Annotated in this window: 15 protein-coding genes; all 15 read left to right on the top strand. The window is 47.7% G+C overall.

Annotated features, from left to right (window positions below; genetic code table 11):
* Window positions 1-174 precede the first annotated feature (174 nt).
* The 15 genes from NGM62_RS03240 to NGM62_RS03170 all read left to right on the top strand — a co-directional run bounded on the left by NGM62_RS03240 (window position 175) and on the right by NGM62_RS03170 (window position 17702).
* Window positions 175-561 carry a RidA family protein gene (locus NGM62_RS03240; RefSeq protein ID WP_262245760.1) on the top strand — a complete coding sequence of 129 codons (387 nt, stop codon included), beginning with the start codon at window positions 175-177 and terminating at the stop codon, window positions 559-561.
* A gap of 6 nt (window positions 562-567) precedes the next feature.
* Window positions 568-1560, top strand: coding sequence for a 3-hydroxyacyl-CoA dehydrogenase family protein (locus NGM62_RS03235; protein ID WP_262245759.1), 993 nt, complete (start codon window positions 568-570; stop codon window positions 1558-1560).
* 3 nt (window positions 1561-1563) lie between these two features.
* Window positions 1564-2874, top strand: coding sequence for an aspartate aminotransferase family protein (locus NGM62_RS03230; RefSeq protein ID WP_262245758.1), 1311 nt, complete (start codon window positions 1564-1566; stop codon window positions 2872-2874).
* 19 nt (window positions 2875-2893) lie between these two features.
* Entirely contained in the window at window positions 2894-3778 is an 885-nt protein-coding gene (locus tag NGM62_RS03225; protein WP_262245757.1) for a 3-hydroxyacyl-CoA dehydrogenase NAD-binding domain-containing protein, read from the top strand.
* Complete coding sequence (locus tag NGM62_RS03220) at window positions 3759-4838, top strand: dipeptidase (RefSeq protein WP_262245756.1); 1080 nt, start codon at window positions 3759-3761, stop codon at window positions 4836-4838. The genes NGM62_RS03225 and NGM62_RS03220 overlap by 20 nt, the downstream gene beginning before the upstream one ends.
* A gap of 92 nt (window positions 4839-4930) precedes the next feature.
* On the top strand, window positions 4931-6304 hold the full coding sequence (locus NGM62_RS03215; RefSeq protein ID WP_262245755.1) for a hypothetical protein: 1374 nt from the start codon (window positions 4931-4933) through the stop codon (window positions 6302-6304).
* 1 nt (window position 6305) lies between these two features.
* A complete protein-coding gene (locus NGM62_RS03210; protein ID WP_262245754.1) occupies window positions 6306-7406 on the top strand; it encodes a D-TA family PLP-dependent enzyme in 1101 nt (366 codons plus the stop codon).
* Between the two features lie 62 nt (window positions 7407-7468).
* Window positions 7469-8107, top strand: a complete 639-nt coding sequence (locus NGM62_RS03205; protein WP_262245753.1) for a type IV toxin-antitoxin system AbiEi family antitoxin domain-containing protein — start codon at window positions 7469-7471, stop codon at window positions 8105-8107.
* Window positions 8104-8964, top strand: coding sequence for a nucleotidyl transferase AbiEii/AbiGii toxin family protein (locus NGM62_RS03200; protein ID WP_262245752.1), 861 nt, complete (start codon window positions 8104-8106; stop codon window positions 8962-8964). The genes NGM62_RS03205 and NGM62_RS03200 overlap by 4 nt, the downstream gene beginning before the upstream one ends.
* A 170-nt stretch (window positions 8965-9134) precedes the next feature.
* Window positions 9135-9302: a hypothetical protein gene (locus tag NGM62_RS03195; protein WP_262245751.1), complete on the top strand. Its 168-nt coding sequence runs from the start codon at window positions 9135-9137 to the stop codon at window positions 9300-9302.
* Window positions 9303-9529: 227 nt separating this feature from the next.
* Window positions 9530-10891 (top strand): hypothetical protein, encoded by a 1362-nt coding sequence (locus NGM62_RS03190; protein WP_262245750.1) that lies wholly within the window; start codon window positions 9530-9532, stop codon window positions 10889-10891.
* Between the two features lie 408 nt (window positions 10892-11299).
* Window positions 11300-12250 carry a hypothetical protein gene (locus NGM62_RS03185; RefSeq protein WP_262245749.1) on the top strand — a complete coding sequence of 317 codons (951 nt, stop codon included), beginning with the start codon at window positions 11300-11302 and terminating at the stop codon, window positions 12248-12250.
* The gene (locus tag NGM62_RS03180) at window positions 12243-13469 is read left to right on the top strand and encodes an MFS transporter (protein WP_262245748.1); all 1227 of its coding nucleotides are present in this window, start codon (window positions 12243-12245) and stop codon (window positions 13467-13469) included. The genes NGM62_RS03185 and NGM62_RS03180 overlap by 8 nt, the downstream gene beginning before the upstream one ends.
* A gap of 20 nt (window positions 13470-13489) precedes the next feature.
* Complete coding sequence (locus tag NGM62_RS03175) at window positions 13490-14284, top strand: HpcH/HpaI aldolase family protein (RefSeq protein ID WP_262245747.1); 795 nt, start codon at window positions 13490-13492, stop codon at window positions 14282-14284.
* Between the two features lie 118 nt (window positions 14285-14402).
* Window positions 14403-17702, top strand: a complete 3300-nt coding sequence (locus NGM62_RS03170; RefSeq protein WP_262245746.1) for a SusC/RagA family TonB-linked outer membrane protein — start codon at window positions 14403-14405, stop codon at window positions 17700-17702.
* Window positions 17703-17716 lie beyond the last annotated feature (14 nt).

Genomic DNA, 17716 nt, shown 5'->3' with positions numbered 1-17716 from the left:
TTGCGCACAAACATAGCAAGTGAAGATGAGTTAACTGTTACGTTGATGTTAAATTTGGGTCGGCATGGGCGCTGAAAAATAATACTACAAATCCACATGAATGTAATAGACCCCCTCTGTTGGTCGACCTACCTTTGTTACCAATTCTTTTTAGCTGTAACGAGAAAAGTAGATATGAGTAAACAAAAAATCGTGCATCCGGATCGGGATGCTCATTTCGTAACCGGAGCATATTCCGATGGGATTATCGCAGGAGATTTCCTGTTCATCAGTGGCCAAGCCGCCGTCGATTTTAAGACGTCGCGGTTTGTACTGGGCACTATCGAAGAAGAAACCACCCGTACACTCGATAATATCAAAGCCATCATCGAGGCGGCCGGAGCCACGATGGATGATGTGGTCAAAAGCACCGTCCATCTAAAAGACATTGCCGAGTTCGACCGGTTCAACGCGGTATATGGCACCTATTTCACCGGCGTTCGGCCAGCCCGTACCACGGTGCAGTCCGTCCTTGCTGAGGGCATCCGCGTAGAGATTGATTGCATCGTTAAACTTGCTTAGTGTTTTATGGGAATAGCTGATATCAAATCCACGGCAGTAGGGGTTGTGGGGCTTGGACTAATGGGCAGCAGTATTGTGGTATCCTTACTGGCCTCCGGTCACCGCGTGGTAGCATTGGCACCGATAGCAGGCGAAAAGGAAAAGGCATCGCGTCATATCGCCGATCTGCTCCGCCATGCCAATGCAGCGGGTATGTTGGCCGAAGGAATAGCGCCTTGCGTTAACCGCCTTCAGTTAGTTGAAGATTATCGGTTATTGGCCGGTTGCCGCTTGGTCATGGAGTGCGTTATCGAGGATAAACACGTTAAAGAAACCGTATATCAACGGATAGCCGACGCTGTGTCGGCAGCTACCATTATTGCGTCAAATACCTCGGCCATCCCGATTAGCGAACTGCAGGTGTTGGTGCCACATCCGGAACGTTTTTTAGGCGTCCATTGGGCCGAGCCGGCGTACATCACGCGTTTTCTTGAAGTCACCTGCGGTCGCGATACCAATCCCGCTGTGGGCCAATTCATGCTTTCGTTAGGCGAAGCCTGGGGCAAAGAACCAACACTGTTATTGAAAGATGTCCGCGGGTTCATTACCAACCGCCTGATGTACGCCGTTTATCGGGAAGCGCTCACCTTAGTTGAGCAAGGCCACATCACGTTAGCTGATGCCGATAAGGCATTCCGCTATGACGCGGGCTCGTGGGTTACCATGATGGGGATTTTTGAACGGATCGCCATTACAGGAGGAGCGGATTATATCGAAGCATTAAAGCGGATCATCCCCCGATTAAGCGACCGAACGGATGTGCCGGAAATCATGCAGCGGATGGTGGACCAAGGAGCAAAGGGCATCCATAATTTAACCGGATTGTACCCCTATACCGAAGCTTCTGCAAAGCAATGGGAGGCCGCTTTTGCTCAATTCAATAAAGACATCTACGAGTTAGCGGCCCGGTACAATGCCAAGATCCTAGTAGAAGAAAAAGAAATTAATGTATCATCATAACATATGACGAATCATCGATATCAAGAATCGGCCCGTTTACTGGCGCGGGCCAAAAAGGTGTTAGCCAGCGGTGTTTCTTCCGAATTCCGGAAGTACAACCATCCGCATGCTATTTTTTACACCCATGGCGTCGGGAGCCGTATTTTTGATGTAGACGGCAACGTGTATCTCGATTTCACCCTTAGCCAAGGGCCATTGATTGTGGGCCATTCCCACCCGGAGGTTGTAGCGGCCATTGCCGATTACTCCGCTACCGGACAGCTTTATGCAGGTCAACATATCAAGGAAATTGAGCTTGCCGAAAAGCTCCATGAGTTAATCCCATCGGCCGAACTGATGCGTTTTTGTTTGGACGGATCGGAAGCTGTGCAGACCGCTTTGCGGGTAGCGCGAGCCAAAACGGGCAAGCAAAAATTCCTCCGCTTTGAAGGGCATTACCACGGGTGGTTGGATAATGTGGCATGGGGCATCAGCACGCCTTCGGCAGAAGCATTGGGCAGCCGTGAGGAGCCATCCGTATACCCCTGGTCGGACGGCTTAGCGTCGCACAGCCGCGATGAATTTATCGTATTGCCGTGGAATGATTTGGAATTGGTACGGAAAACCGTGGCCAAGCACTATACGGAGTTGGCGGCCATCATCACTGAACCTGTTATGTGTAACAATGGGTGTATCCCGCCTGCCGATGGGTTTTTGCAGGGGCTGCGTGACATCTGCGATGAATATGGCGTCGCATTGATTTTCGACGAAGTCATCACCGGCTTCCGGCTGGGGTTAAGCGGGGCACAAGGTTATTTCGGGATTACGCCAGACCTCTCCATCTTCGCCAAGGCCATTGCCAGCGGCTATCCCATCAGCGCCATCGTGGGCAAGCACGAGTGGATGGAAGAGATCGTTTCGGCGCGGGTAATCCATGCTGGTACCATGAATAGCGGCAACGCCACGGTGGCCGCCGCACTGGCTACTATAGCGGTATTGGAAAGCGACCCAAATACCTATGCGCGGATGTTTAGGCTGGGCCAACGCCTCATGGATGGTTTGAGGGCGGGCGCCCGGGAAGCCGGTCAGCCGTTGCTTGTTCAGGGCATGGGCCCCATGTTCAATACGGCGTTTACATCGCTCGCTGCCATGCGCGATTACCGGGATACACTCCAGAGCGACAAGGCCAAGCTCGGCCGGTTCGTGGCGGCGCTGCATGACCGGGGAATCCGTGTCATCGGCAGGGGGTTGTGGTACATCAGTGCCGTGCACACGGAAGAAGATATCGATGAAACTATTTCCGTGGTTCGCGATGTATTGCAAACGCTTTCCTAAAGTGATGAAGGAGAATGAGATGAACAAACCAAAAGACACCCAAGACCGCGTATTCCTCGTTGGCGATGGTGAGCCAACGTATCGTGTTGCGGGGATGATGGCGAATGCCGGGCAGGAGGTTGTGCTGCTTACCATTGACCCGACGGCGGCCTCGGTCGCGATTGAACGGTGCAGTAGCCCATCCGCGTGTTCACTAACCCTATTGACCGATTGGCCCGATGCAATCCCGTGTGATCTTGCTGTAGCTATCACTCCGGAACAGCCTGCTGCCAAACGAAACATCATCCAGCAGTTGGCATGTCGCTTGGATGACGATGCCATCATTGCCATCAATACGGAAAGCGTCTCGTTAGAAGAATTACAAGCAGGGAACCCACGGCCAGAACGTATACTCGGGCTGAATTGGTGCTATCCGGCAAACCTCACCTTCTTTTTAGAAATCATCGCCAATGCCATGTCCGACGCCAAATCGATCGACCGGCTGGTTACGATGGGCCGCGAGCGGTGGGGCAAAGACCCCTATACCATACATAGTGGCTTTAGTGCGCGCGCTCGTATGATGGCTGCATGGGCGCGGGAAGCTATCCACCTGGTTGAGCAAGGGTACGCGTCAATGGAAAGTATCGACCGTGCCTGCCGCAACGATGCCGGGCATTACCTCCCTTTCGCAGGTAATTTCCGGTACATGGATTTGATGGGAACGTACGCTTATGGCATGGTGATGAAAGACCTCAATCCGGACTTAGCTCAGCTCACTACGGTCCCGGAAAAATTGGCGGAAGAACTAGTTGCTTACGCCGTATCCGGATCAGCGGAACGGGAAGCTGCTTTCCAGCGCTTCAGTGAAGAAATCCGCGCACTTATTTTAAAATATCCCCATCCCTATGAAACGCTTGATCGTTGATGCTCACCTAGACCTGGCGATGAACGCCATTGAATGGAACCGGGATTTGTCGTTGCCGTTAACCGACATCCGCCAACGGGAATCCAATATGGCCGATCGGCCGGACCGAGGCAAAGGCACGGTTTGCTTGCCCGCGTTGCGGGAGGGTAACGTGGGGCTGGTTGTCGCTACCCAGCTGGCGCGGTTCCGTCCGTCCAGCTATGCACCCACGGCTTGGAATTCGCCGCAGCAGGCTTGGGCGATGACACAGGCACAGCTGGCGTGGTACCGGGAGATGGAAACATTGGGTGAAATGGTGCAGATCACGGATTTGGCCACGCTGGATACCCATTTAACGCTTTGGGCAGACGAGCAAATAGCAAACAGCAAAAAGCCGATCGGCTATATACTTAGCCTGGAAGGGGCAGATTCACTGGTCGATATTGATTACCTTTATCGGGCACATGGTTATGGGTTACGCGCTATGGGATTATCGCACTTTGGGCCGGGGCGGTATGCGGATGGCACGAAGACAGCGGGCCCGATCCATCCGAGCGGATTGGAGTTGATGAAGGTCATGGGTGAGTTGAACATCATTCTGGATGTGACGCACCTTACTGACCGGGGGGTCGACCAGGCATTGGATGCGTATGAAGGGCCCATTTGGGCGAGCCATCATAATGTAAGGCAGCTCGTACCCAACCAGCGGCAGCTCACCGATGAGCAGATTAAGAAGCTGGTTGCCCGTGGCGCGGTCATTGGCGGTATGCTAGACTGTTGGGCAATGGATATTCGGTTTATCGACACGGTGTCCGATCCTTGGCAGTTGGATATCCGGTTGGAGCACTTGGTGAACCATTGGGATCACATCTGTCAATTGGCGGGTAATAGCCAGCACATCGGCATCGGGAGTGATCTGGATGGCATCTTCGGCACGGAGCAAAGCCCATGGGATTTGGATTCCATTGCGGATTTGCAGAAATTTGAGCATATTTTACAACGACGCGGATATAGCGAGTTGGATATAGACCATATTTTCCACGGCAACTGGTTGCGGTTTTTGCGGACAGCGTGGAAGTAAAAAGCCATACCGTCCTTGCAAGCGCATCGGGCTGGGCGTATGGAGCGAAGCAATCTTAGATCATAGAAGTTATTTTTATTGACAATTCGATCATGCAATATACATTCAAAGCAGGCGCAGCCCAAATCGATATCACTCCGCCGTTGGGGACGGTCATCAACGGCGAGTTTACGTCGCGCTATGCAAACAAGATAGCTGATCCGCTCTATGCCAAGGCGTTGGTGTTGCAAGGTGTGAACAGCACACTGCTCATCGTCATGGTGGATACCTGCGCGATGCAACGCGACTTCTTGGATGATATCCGGGTCACCATTGCCAAAGAAACCGGTATTCCGTTCTACAATCAGCTCATCGCCAGTACCCACACGCATTCGGCCGGCTCGGTTACCGACCTGTTAATGGGCCATGTCGATTGGGCGTATCGCAAACGATTGTCTGGGCTGATAGTCCAAGCCGCCAAGGAAGCCTATGCTCGGCGTCAGCCGGCCAAAATCGGGTGGGGTAGCGTGGACCAACCCCAGCACCTGCTGTGCCGTAGGTATCGGATGGCATCCGGCTATCGGGCCATCAACCCGGTTACCGGTGGTCTAGACGCGGTCAAGACCAATCCATTCGGCGATGAAGGGCGCATTATCGAGCCTACATCGGTGCCAGATCCCGGGTTGCGTTACCTGGCCGTGCAGGGGGTGGACGGCCGGTGGATCAGCCTACTGGCGAATTATTCGCTCCATTACGTGGGCGATTGCCCGCGCGGCACGATTAGTGCCGATTATTTCGGCCATTTCGCCAACGCGGTTTCAGCAGGCCTTGGCGCCGATACCGATTTCGTTGGCATGATGAGCAACGGTACCAGCGGAGAGGTCAATATCTGGGATTTCCAGCATCCCGACCGATATCCCACAGGTGATCACAGGAAGAGTGCGCTCATCGGCAACGAGCTGGCGGCTGCGGTAGTCGATTCCGTGCCGGGTATCGATTGGGAACGGAACCCTGGGTTAGGGTTCTCGTGTTCGAGTTTTTCGGTAGGTGTCCGGAAGCCTTCGCCGACCGAGTTGGATCGGGCCAAGGAAGTCGTATCGGCAACCGATTACGAAAAGGTCGAATTCGGTCAGCCGGGATGCTTTGAGCAGGTATACGCGCGTGAACAGGTGTTGCTTGCGGAATTCTCGGATTACCGGGGTATTGCTGTTCAAAGTTTCCGGATAGGTGATGGGGCTATCGGCGCGCTAGGTGGTGAGTTTTTCGCCGAGACCGGGCTCAAGATCAAGGCCAGTTGGCCTAATGAAAAGTATTTCACGATTTGTTTTGCCAACGATTATGTTGGCTACGTGCCACCTGCCCATGAATTGGAAAAGGGTGGGTACGAGACCTGGCGTTGCCGCACGAGTTTTTTGGCAACCGAAGCCGAAGAGACCATACGGGAAACGTTGGTCGAACAATTGAAGCGTCGAGTTAAGGAGGCCTGATATGGAAAACTGGTATGAAATCGATAATGCCGGCGAGGTGGATTCGCCGGCATTGCTCGTGTATCCGGCGCGGATGCAGCACAACATCGCTACAGCCGTGGCCATGATCGGCGATGTGGACCGGTTGCGGCCGCACGTGAAAACCCATAAAACCAACGAAATCCTGCAGCTCCAGCTGGATGCCGGCATTACCAAATTCAAATGCGCTACCATTGCCGAAGCCGAAATGTTGGGCGAGGGTGGTGCTCCGGATGTATTGCTGGCGTATCCCGTGTATGGACCGAAGCTGATGCGGTTCCTAGACTTGGTAGCGCGTTTCCGGCAAACGAAGTTTTCGGTTATCGTGGATAATGAAGAAGCTGCAACGGCATTGTCGGAAGTAGCTTTGGCCAGGGGCGAGACCATCGATACGTATATCGATCTCAACGTCGGCATGGGGCGAACGGGTATCGCGCCCGGCGCTGGTGCGTTGGCGTTATACCGCTTATGCGCAGCATTTAAAGGGATATCCATCAAAGGGTTCCATGCCTACGATGGCCATGTGCGCGAAATCGATTTCGGGAAACGGAAAACGATTTGCGACAGGAATTTTGAACCGATTGCCGAGATGGTTCGCGTGTTGGAATCGGAGGGTTTCGAATCTCCAGGCATCGTTATGGGCGGCTCGCCATCGTTTCCCATTTACGCCGAGTACCCCGAAGTGGAATGCAGCCCCGGCACCTTTGTCCTGTGGGACAAAGGGTACGGCGATACGCTACCCGAGCAAAAGTTTTTGCCCGCTGCCGTGTTGTTGTGCCGCGTGATTTCACTGCCCGAGCGGGGTCGCATTTGCGTGGATCTTGGCTATAAGGCCGTGTCATCCGAAAACTTACTTGAGCGGCGCGTATATTTCCTCCATGCGCCGGATTTAAGACCTGTAGGCCATAGCGAAGAGCATCTGGCGTTGGAGACGTCCATTGACCATGGTTACCGAGTAGGCGACGTGCTTTACGCGTTGCCCATCCATATCTGCCCGACCGTAGCGTTGTATGATCGGCTAACGGTGGTTCAAGATGGCAGTGCCGTCGATCATTGGTCGGTAGTCGCCCGCCAACGGTCGTGATTATGTTAAAATAACCACAGATAATCGGATTTATTCCGATTATTGTGCTTATATTTGACATTATGGAGTTGAGACAATTGGCGAAAGACGTTATGAATGCGCCATTCACGCGTCATGTCATGTTAGATTTGCTGAAAGGCTACAGTCGACCGAACGATAAAATCAGTGAGTTGTTGCGAAATGGCGAGTTGGTTGCTGTCAAACGAGGACTCTATATCCCAGGCCATACCACAGGTTTGCCTCTTCCAGAACCCTTCGTCGTTGCCAATCACCTCTGGGGTCCCAGCTATGTTTCGATGGAATCAGCGCTATCCTATTGGGGAGCCATTCCGGAGCAGGTATTTGAAGTCAGTTCCGCGACACTAAAAAATTCGAAAACCTACCGCACACCTATCGGTCGGTTCAGCTACCAACATTTACCCTTTCCTTATTACTCCTTTGGTATCACTCGGGCATCCTTTTCCGCACAGCAAGCCGCGTTGATTGCTTCGTTAGAGAAGGCATTGTGTGATAAAATTGCTTTAACACCGGGAATTGTGTTGAGAAGCATTAAACAAACGGCTGCGTTACTTTTGGAGGATCTTCGAATCGATGGTGAGGTGCTCAAACGGGTCGATCTCGCCCGTATACATTCTTGGGTTAATGATGCGCCCAAAAAAAGCAGTATCCGTATGTTAATCAAAACCATTGACCACTTATGATCCGTGAATGGCTGGCCGAGTACAACCCGCAGACCGGCGAAGAGCGTTTTGCCGCATTACGTGAAATAATGCAGGAAATTGTCCTCGCTGGGTTAGCACGTACCGATTTCTTTGAGCAGGCGGCCTTTTACGGCGGCACTTCGCTGCGTATATTTTATGGCCTAGACAGGTACTCCGAGGATTTAGATTTTTCCTTATTAGCACCCAACCCGGCATTTTCGCTTGAGCCCTATTTTGGTTCGATTATTACGGAGTTTGCAGCCACTGGTATGACGGTTAACATCCGTGAGAAAGAGAAGGCCAGGGCATCAACTATCGAATCCGCCTTTCTGAAGTCAGAAACCATTTGGAAAGAATTAATCCTCGAAGGAATGGTGGAGCAAGCAGGGGCTCTTTCCAATAGGACGGTTAAGATCAAAATCGAGGTAGACCGCGTCCCCCCGCTTGGTTTTCAAACCGAGGAAAAACTCTTGTTAAGGCCATTTTCATTTTATGTAAAATGTTTTTCCCTTCCGGATTTGTTTGCCGGTAAAATGCATGCCCTGTTGTATCGTAAATGGAAAAGCAGGGTCAAGGGCAGGGATTGGTATGATTTGGAATGGTATGTAAAAAAAGGCGTTTCGTTAAACCTAAACCACTTTCTGTTACGTGCGCAAGATACCGGTGATTGGCCAGAAGACGGTATCAGCCCTGAGCAGGTTAAGGAGTTGCTCATCACGAAAATCGAAACCGTGTCTTTTGACCGTGTTAAAGAAGATGTTGTGCGGTTCATTAAGGATGACCGGGTATTGTCCATTTGGGGCCCTAGCTATTTTACGGATTTGATTGGAAAGTTGAAATTCCAAACAAGCAAATAGCAATCACAGCCCGTGATTTTGTCACTATCATAGTGACAGATTTATGTTAATTGTCTTTTTGTGAGTGACAATTATGGTGTGTGGTTTTTCGTTGTGCGCTGTTCAGTACAAGCAGTTAGCTAATTAGTTAGTTGTTTTGATTTTATGTAAGTTTGTGAGAGATAATAGACATGATGAAAACGACGAAAAAAATAAATGGCAAAAATATCGATGAAGCCATAGCAGAAGCAGAGGAGTTGGTCAAAGCGAAGAAAATGTCTAAAACCTGGTTGGCGTTCCTGAAAGCTGTGAAAAATCCGGGCATCGAGATCGTGGATAGGAAAGCAGTCTTAAAGTAATCTACCATAACCCCTTCGACTATTCCATTATATCCCAAGCCATCGCCGAAAAACTTATACTCGTCTCTTCCGACCGCAAATTTGAAGGTTACACTGCCCAGAAGCTAAATTTCGTTTTCAATAAGCGATAAAGAAAGCGTCTTCGAAATATTATACCAACTATTTATACATAAATAGTAGCCAACGTAATAAAACCCGACTACCTTTAGCCTCATAAATTTTGGGTTATGTCACATCATACATTCAAGGCCGGCGCAGCACAGGTGGATATCACGCCACCACTAGGCACGGTGATCAATGGCGAGTTTACAAGCCGATACGCCAACGAGATTGCCGATCCATTATTTGCAAAGGCTTTAGTATTGCAGGATGCGAAAACGACGTTGCTCATTGTCATGGTAGATATATGCGCCATGCAACGCGACTTTTTGGACGAAGTTAAAGCTACAATTGCCCATTCGTTAGGGATTCCACGCGAATGCCAACTTATTGCTGCCACCCATACCCATTCCGGTGGTTCGGTGGCGGAGCTTTTAATGGGACATGTAGATTGGGCTTACCGTCAATGGCTACCCCAGCGAATTGTCCAAGCAGCTACGGATGCTTACGCAAACCTCCGTCCCGCCAAAATCGGCTGGGGTAGTGTGGATCAGCCGCAACATCTCTTATGCAGGCGCTATCAAATGGATGGGGGCTATGAAGCAATCAATCCAGTTACAGGCGGTATGGATGCGGTAAAGACCAATCCTTTTGGCGACGAGAAGCAGATTGTTGGTTCAACCACCATGCCAGACCCAGGACTGCGATATTTAGCCGTACAGGGCACCGATGGCCGTTGGATTAGCCTGTTGGCCAACTATTCGTTACACTATGTAGGCGATTGCGAACGCGGTACGCTCAGTGCAGATTATTTTGGATATTTTGCCCGGTCGGTGGCTTCCGGCCTGGGCACAGACCATCGTTTTGTCGGAATGATGAGTAACGGCACCAGTGGTGAAATAAACATTTGGGATTTTCAAGACCCGGACCGGTACCCATCGGGCAATCATGAAAAGAGCAAGGTGATTGGTGCCGATTTGGCATCAGCGGTTGTGGAGTCACTATCCGATATGCATTGGGAGGAAGCACCTGTTTTGGAGGCTAATTATACTGATTTGCTGATCGGTACACGTAAACCCACGGCAGCAGAATTAACCACGGCCGAACGAATTGTTTCCGAAACCGATTATGAAAATATAACTTTCGGCGAACCCAATTTTTTTAAACAAGTTTATGCACGTGAGCAGGTGTTGTTGAGTAAGTTCGCGGATGAAAGGCTCTTTCCCATTCAAGGCTTTCGTATCGGTTCGGGGGCGATTGGCGCTTTGGGAGGTGAGTTTTTTTCAGAGACTGGGTTGAACCTGAAAGCCCGTTGGCCGGATGAAAAGTATTTCACCGTTTGCCTCGCCAATGATTACGTAGGTTATGTTCCACCGGCACATGAACTCGAGAAAGGCGGCTACGAATGCTGGCGATGCCGAACTAGTTATTTGGTGGAAAACGCAGAGGGAAAAATTAGGAATGTGCTTGGACGACAGTTAGTGGTCTGAAGAGAAATATAATGAATTGTTGGAAAAAAATGGAATCCAATTCCAGATTTTTCCTGTTTTTCGAAATCAACCCACAAACTCTTCATCGACCATTCTTTCCAGAACCTAATAGCATATTTCAACCCATTTCCGCCATTGAAATATTGTACCAATAATACATAGGAAAATTGTAGTACTACATTCGTTAACACGTTATTTTTGGTTAATCATTAAGGGTTATTATATCCAACGAGATATCCAAGACCTGCAGTATGGACTAGATTAAAAAATACGCTTATGTTGAACAGCTTTTCTGAATAGAACCGCTGCCTAAGCGCGAATGGCGTGAGGTGTATATGTAGTCTTTAATTTATACAAGTTGCAAATCCGCCAAAAGAGGGGCTTATTTTTTTGAAAAAGTTTATTTTTATGAAGAAGTTTATTATTACGCAGCTCACGCTTATTGTGATTTTTATGCCGGATCGCGCTCTTACTAAAACAACGAAAACTGCCGACGAAAACTGCAAAATGTCGAGTGTTTTAAAAAGCCTATTATATTCTGAAAGTGGTTGGGTAAAGGTCCACGTGGCTGAATATCTTATATGGTCCATGTCGTTTCTACCGGAAGTCAAAGAAGAATTTATGAAAGAAGAAACTCTGTTTTCCGGTGAATTTCAGTATCGCATAGGCATTTGGCGAGTATTGGCACAAGTCGCTGATACACCTGAGGAACGTCAAACATGGATTACAAAAATACGTGATGTATATGACACGATTGACAGTCCAGATCGGCTTCACGCGATCGAAACGTTGGCCAAACTAAAAGTTCCCGTGATAGGTTCTAACCCCCCATTGACTGAAATCGATATACGTACAATTAGTCCCTTTAATATCTATTCTCTTTGGAGCGCGGCGTATTCACTAACAATCGGGATGGACTTTGTACGAACGCAATGTTTGGTATGGCTAAAAATGTGCCAGACATACGATAGAGAAGCGGTTATCCCAATCATTTCCTATGTACTCCGCTATTTGCGTCCATTTTCCGAAGAAGATTGGCAGGAATTACTAAACATTACGGAGGAATTCGACGGAGCGACTTCCACTAGAGCCAGTTTATGTACTACCGCGTGGATTACGGCTCCGAATGTTAATCATAAAGACTTGGTAGGTATTAAACAGTGGTTGATGGCGTCGCGAACAGACCCGTCCACTTTAATTCATGTGTTAAATGGGATTTCGGAAAGAGGTGGGCCAGGAGAAGCTAGAATATTGTCTAGTATATACGCATCTGTATCTGATTCTTCCAAACCCGGATATGATGCAGATACCCATGCGACAGCAGCGTATGCGGTTTTGATGTATTCCTCCCATGATTAGAAAACGCAGATATTACCCCTGGTTGCTTTTGGCACTACTTTTTGTAGTTGCTGCGCTGAATTATTTGGATCGTATGATGATCGTAACTATGCGGGGTAGTATTATTGCGGAAATACCAATTTCCGATGCACAGTTTGGGTTGTTGACATCCGTTTTTCTTTGGATATACGGCATTTGTAGTCCTTTTGCGGGTTATTTAGCAGATAGGTATAGTAGAAGCAAAGTAATTATTGGGAGCCTGTTTTTCTGGTCATTGACTACGTGGTTGACGTCTTTGGCCACGTCATTTGGCGAGCTATTATTCGCGCGTGCGTTGATGGGGATCAGTGAGGCGTTTTATATCCCAGCGGCCCTGGCGTTGATTATGGATTGGCACACGGTGAGAACAAGGTCTACGGCTATCGGTATCCATGCAGCTGGGATGATGATTGGTCAGAGCCTCGGGTTTGTTGGCGGATGGCTTGCCGAAACTCATGATTGGTCTTACGCCTTCAGTATTTTTGGGATTATGGGTGTTTTCTACGCCGTTGGACTTGTCTTTCTCTTGAAAGATTATCCAAAGAAATCGGATGAAAAAATGGCGTCGACCTTTTCCGAAATAAAGAAGCCAACGTTTGGGAAAATGCTGATTAGTCTATTTCGTAACCCATTTTTTGTAATCCTCTTAGTTATTTGGGGTATGTCTGGGGCTATTAGTTGGATTGTAAATGGTTGGCTTCCGACATACTATCTTGAAAAATTTAACCTATCTCAGACGGAGGCAGGAATTTACTCCACTGCCTATTTCTTTCCGTTTATGCTTGTAGGTGTTATTTTGGGAGGAGTTATAGCCGATTGCTGGTTCAAAACAAATGTTAACGCTAGGATTTGGTTGCCCGCAATCGGCTTTCTCATAGCCGTTCCAGGAGTGTTTATTGCTAGCTATGTCTCCGTATTGTGGGTGGTTGTCGTCGGCTTCATTTTTTATGCATTGACTCGACCATTCCTAGATGCGAATATGATGCCTGTACTGGGGATGATTGTCGATAAGCGTTATCTCGCCACCGGGTATGGCTTTCTGAACTTATGTAGTTGTGTGATTGGAGGTATAGGCATCTATGTGGCGGGTTTGCTTAGGGATGAGCAGGTAAATCTGAGCCTTATTTTTCAGGTTGCGGCAATTGCTATGGTATGTTGTGCGTTTCTGCTATTTCGCTTAAAGCCGAAATGGCGACTATAAGTCAATAAAATTTTAGATAGATGATTAGAAAAAGTAAGGTGCTTCAAAGGTTGCGATCTGGAGATATGGCCAGTTGTTTGAAGGTTAATTTGAAAGATGCCCAGGTTTCGGAAATCGCAGCCATCTGCGGCTTTGATTGTGTTTGGGCGGATCTCGAACACATCGGTCAGGATTGGTCGGTCATTGCATCTCACGTTTGGGCCACCAAAGCACATAATGTAGACCTTATGGTTCGTGTACCCAGAGGACATTACAGTGATTATATCAAGCCTTTGGAGTTAGATGCCGCTGGGATTTTGGTGCCACATATCATGGGAGTGGAAGATGCAAAGACCGTCATTCGGATGACGCGCTTTCACCCCTTGGGGCGTCGACCTATTGATGGCGGTAATGCGGACGGTGCATATACGGCCATGGATTTCGATGAGTATCTCTCATCCACTAACAGCGAACGGTTTTTAGCATTGCAAATTGAGGATGTTGAACCGTTGGATGAATTGGAAGAGATTGCGCAGTTGGAAGGGTTCGATATGCTGTTTTTTGGTCCAGGCGATTTTAGTCAAAGTATTGGAGCCCCAGGGCAGTGGGATCACCCATTGTTGATTGAAACAAGAAAGCGGGTAGCGAACGTAGCGAATAAGTACGGGAAATTTGCAGCGACGGTGGGTACCGCTGCTAATTTTGATGAGTTACGAGCTATGGGGTACCGTTTCGTAAGTATTGGGGCGGACGTAGTTGGACTGAAAAACTACTGCCAAAATATTCTAGGTGCGTTTGGCAGTTCACGTGGAGATGGGAAATCTTACTTAGAATAGTGACGGTGTGGCGTCCAAAGCTAGGGATGGGAAGCTATGGCGATGGAAAGAGCACAATTATGTTTGGACATAATGGATTAACTAACATAAATAATTAATAACTTAAATGAAAAGAAAGATGAAAAAAGTATTAATAGGCATCCTGATGTTGTCTGTTTTTCTTTCTTCGAATCCCACATTCGGGGGTACCGCTTGTATGTCTAATGATTGGCATTTATTTGCTGCAATACATGGAGTCGATTACGAGCTTACCATAGAAAATTCGAAGGTAGAAGGAACAGTCGTTTCTTCAGATGGAAGACCCCTTTTCGGTGTGAATGTTTTGATTAAAGGAACTAGCAGGGGAACGATAACCGATAGCGAGGGAAAGTTCTCGTTGGAAATCATCGGGGAACGCGCTACATTGGTAATCTCTCATACTGGCTACCAAACACAGGAAGTGTTAGTAGATGGGGGTGCTCACATTGCTGTTACATTGCAAGCGGGTTCGCCAATTTTGGATGAGGTAGTTGTAGTCGGTTATGGAACGCAAAAGCGGGTAAATCTGACAGGTGCGGTGGAACAGATTGGATCGGAATATCTTGAAAATCGGCCGGTACCCAATTTGTCCAGAGCTTTGCAAGGCCTGATACCAAATCTTAACATCCGTCACTCGAATGGGAGACCCACGGCGTCTCCGGCACTCAATGTGCGGGGGCTTACATCCATTGGCGCAGGGGGGGAGGCGCTGATTTTAATAGACGGCATACCCGGTCATCCGGAAACAATTAATCCAAATGATATCGAGAGTGTTGCCGTTTTAAAAGATGCCGCTTCGGCTGCTATCTATGGCTCGCGTGGGGCCTTTGGCGTTATACTAATAACTACAAAGAACCCAAAAAACGCTAAACCCCAAATAACCTATTCGGGAAACTACTCATTTAATAGCAGAACCGAAAATCGCAAGTATGTTACGGACCCCTACATTAGGGTTAAATTTGGTTATGAAGCAATTAACGCTTTTTATGACGGCGATTATCTCCCCGCTGAATTGGGGTCGAGTTATGTGCCGTTTTCGTTGAGCTATTTGGATGAATTGAAATATCGGTATGAAAATCCGGATCAAGATTTCGAAGTCGTTGAAGTCGATCCAGTGACGGGGAGATATATGTACTTCGGCAATCATGATTGGGAAAAGGAGTACTTTAATAGCAGTATTCCTTCCACAGAACATTCGATAACCGTTTCGGGAAAGGGAGAAAATACGCACTATTTGATTTCGGCTAATTATTTCGGTCAAGACGGCTTATATAAAATTAGGTCTGACAAATTCAACCGATATAACCTTCGAATAAAGGGCGGGTTAGAAGTGACCGATTGGTTGGCTATTAATACCAATACGAGTATGAACAGGCGGGACTATTTCGATCCATTCAATTTGGAGGGATATAATATGTTTTATCAGCTAAATGCTACGAATGTACCTGTGATGGAAATTTTTAATCCTGATGGTACCTTTACGAGGGGCGCAATTGTCGACGGGCGTGGGTTAGGATCGTTGTATGGCGAAGGTGGAATATGGAGTGCCTACAATATGGTTCAACAAGACATTAGTTTTATAGGAAAGCTCATGGGAGAAAAACTGAGAATACGGGGTGATTTTTCGTATCGGGGGATTTACGGAAAAGTAACCAAAAAGCGAATATCCCAGCCGTATAGTATACGTCCGAACGAGACAATTGATTCAGGTATCAGTGAGCTTTCGGAGGAAAGGACGACCAATGATTACTTCAGCTCCAATGTTTATGCCGAGTACCAGTCAACGTTTGGTAAGCATGACCTTAAAGTGTTATTGGGTGGAAATTACGAGACAACCCTAAACAAGAGTCTGTATGTCTTCCGAGATAATCTTATCGTTCCCGCGTTAGACGATTTCAATTTGGCCGTCGGCGATAATAGCGTTATTCGAGGAGGCGGGAATCAATGGGCCACGGCGGGTGTATTCTCTCGGATTAACTATAATTATAATGAAAGATATTTGTTGGAAGTGAATAGTCGATTAGATGGTTCATCTAAATTCCCGCATTCCCAGCAGTATAGTTTTTTTCCATCTATTTCAGTAGGTTGGAGGGTGTCTGAAGAGGCATTCCTGAAAAACAAAGTATCGTGGATGGATAATCTAAAGATCCGAGCATCTTATGGATCATTGGGGAATAGTCAAATTGCGCCTTATTTGTTTTTGGAACAGATTGGAACAGGGTTTGCCAGAAATATCATCTTGAATGGCAAACAAACGGCGTATACATCTAGTCCTTCAGTTATACCCGAAAGCCTTACATGGGAAACAGCTACAACCATCAATGGTGGACTGGATATGAACTTGTTCAGAAATAGGTTTTCGTTTTCTCTCGATTTATATAAAAGGAAGACGTCAGACATGATTACCAGTGGCCCTGCACTTCCGCTTGTATTTGGCGCGGGCGTTCCTCGAGGCAATTTCGCCGACTTAGAGACAAAGGGTTTCGAATTGTCCCTTGGATGGAACGACCAAACACACCTAGCTGGTAGACCACTGTCTTATAATCTGCGTTTTATACTTTCGGATAACGTATCAACTATAACTAAATTCAACAATGTAAGTGATGTAATTAGTATTAACACAAGCACCTTTCAAACAAACTTGTATGAAGGACTTCGGTATGGCGATATTTGGGGTTTGGTTACCGAAGGTATTTTTGAATCTCCGCAAGATATTGAGAGCAGTGCCGATCATAGCGAAGTTCAATACTCACTTGGCAATATTGTGACACCGGGAGATGTTAAATTTAAAGATTTAAACGGAGATGGAAAGATAAGCAAGGGAAATCAAACGCTTAGTGACCACGGCGATTGGAAGATTATTGGCAATTCCACCCCTAGATATAGCTATGGGTTCAATGGAAGCGTAAATTGGAATAATTTTTCTGTTTCTATTTTTGTTCAGGGCGTAGGAAAGCGAGATTGGTATCCAGGCAATGGAGCAGTAAATTTCTGGGGTCCACTAGCGGGGAGTTCCTATGCGATTTTTCCAGAGTTTTTGTATGATGATTTTTGGACGCCTGATAACACGGACAGCTATTTTCCGCAAATCAAGTTTGCGGGGGTGACCCCAACTCGCCAACTTCAGCCACAAACGCGATATCTGCAGAATGCCAGCTATGTTAGGTTAAAGGATTTGACGGTTATGTATAACATACCTAACAGCACTTTGAGCCCTTTTGGTATCCAGAATCTTAGCATATTTGTTTCAGGGCAAAATATTTGGACATATTCTCCAATGTTTAAGATTACCAAAGGTTTTGTGGATCCTGAATTCATTGAGACATCTGAGGTGCAGTTTCAGGGTAACGATTATCCAATTTTAAAGACCTACACTATAGGGATTAAGATATCTCTTTAACATTTTTATCACTA

The sequence above is a fragment of the Parapedobacter soli genome (assembly GCF_025460835.1).
In the GTDB taxonomy this organism is placed as follows: Bacteria; Bacteroidota; Bacteroidia; order Sphingobacteriales; family Sphingobacteriaceae; genus Parapedobacter; species Parapedobacter soli.
Note: the sequence above shows the minus strand (reverse complement) of the source record. Positions and strands in the feature narration are given on the sequence as shown.

Excerpts from the sequence above, each read along its gene's own strand:
- NGM62_RS03240 (WP_262245760.1), top strand. The coding sequence starts at position 175 with ATGAGTAAACAAAAAATCGTGCATCCGGATCGGGATGCTCATTTCGTA.
- NGM62_RS03235 (WP_262245759.1), top strand. The coding sequence starts at position 568 with ATGGGAATAGCTGATATCAAATCCACGGCAGTAGGGGTTGTGGGGCTT.
- NGM62_RS03230 (WP_262245758.1), top strand. The coding sequence starts at position 1,564 with ATGACGAATCATCGATATCAAGAATCGGCCCGTTTACTGGCGCGGGCC.
- NGM62_RS03225 (WP_262245757.1), top strand. The coding sequence starts at position 2,894 with ATGAACAAACCAAAAGACACCCAAGACCGCGTATTCCTCGTTGGCGAT.
- NGM62_RS03220 (WP_262245756.1), top strand. The coding sequence starts at position 3,759 with ATGAAACGCTTGATCGTTGATGCTCACCTAGACCTGGCGATGAACGCC.
- NGM62_RS03215 (WP_262245755.1), top strand. The coding sequence starts at position 4,931 with ATGCAATATACATTCAAAGCAGGCGCAGCCCAAATCGATATCACTCCG.
- NGM62_RS03210 (WP_262245754.1), top strand. The coding sequence starts at position 6,306 with ATGGAAAACTGGTATGAAATCGATAATGCCGGCGAGGTGGATTCGCCG.
- NGM62_RS03205 (WP_262245753.1), top strand. The coding sequence starts at position 7,469 with ATGGAGTTGAGACAATTGGCGAAAGACGTTATGAATGCGCCATTCACG.
- NGM62_RS03200 (WP_262245752.1), top strand. The coding sequence starts at position 8,104 with ATGATCCGTGAATGGCTGGCCGAGTACAACCCGCAGACCGGCGAAGAG.
- NGM62_RS03195 (WP_262245751.1), top strand. The coding sequence starts at position 9,135 with ATGATGAAAACGACGAAAAAAATAAATGGCAAAAATATCGATGAAGCC.
- NGM62_RS03190 (WP_262245750.1), top strand. The coding sequence starts at position 9,530 with ATGTCACATCATACATTCAAGGCCGGCGCAGCACAGGTGGATATCACG.
- NGM62_RS03185 (WP_262245749.1), top strand. The coding sequence starts at position 11,300 with ATGAAGAAGTTTATTATTACGCAGCTCACGCTTATTGTGATTTTTATG.
- NGM62_RS03180 (WP_262245748.1), top strand. The coding sequence starts at position 12,243 with ATGATTAGAAAACGCAGATATTACCCCTGGTTGCTTTTGGCACTACTT.
- NGM62_RS03175 (WP_262245747.1), top strand. The coding sequence starts at position 13,490 with ATGATTAGAAAAAGTAAGGTGCTTCAAAGGTTGCGATCTGGAGATATG.
- NGM62_RS03170 (WP_262245746.1), top strand. The coding sequence starts at position 14,403 with ATGAAAAAAGTATTAATAGGCATCCTGATGTTGTCTGTTTTTCTTTCT.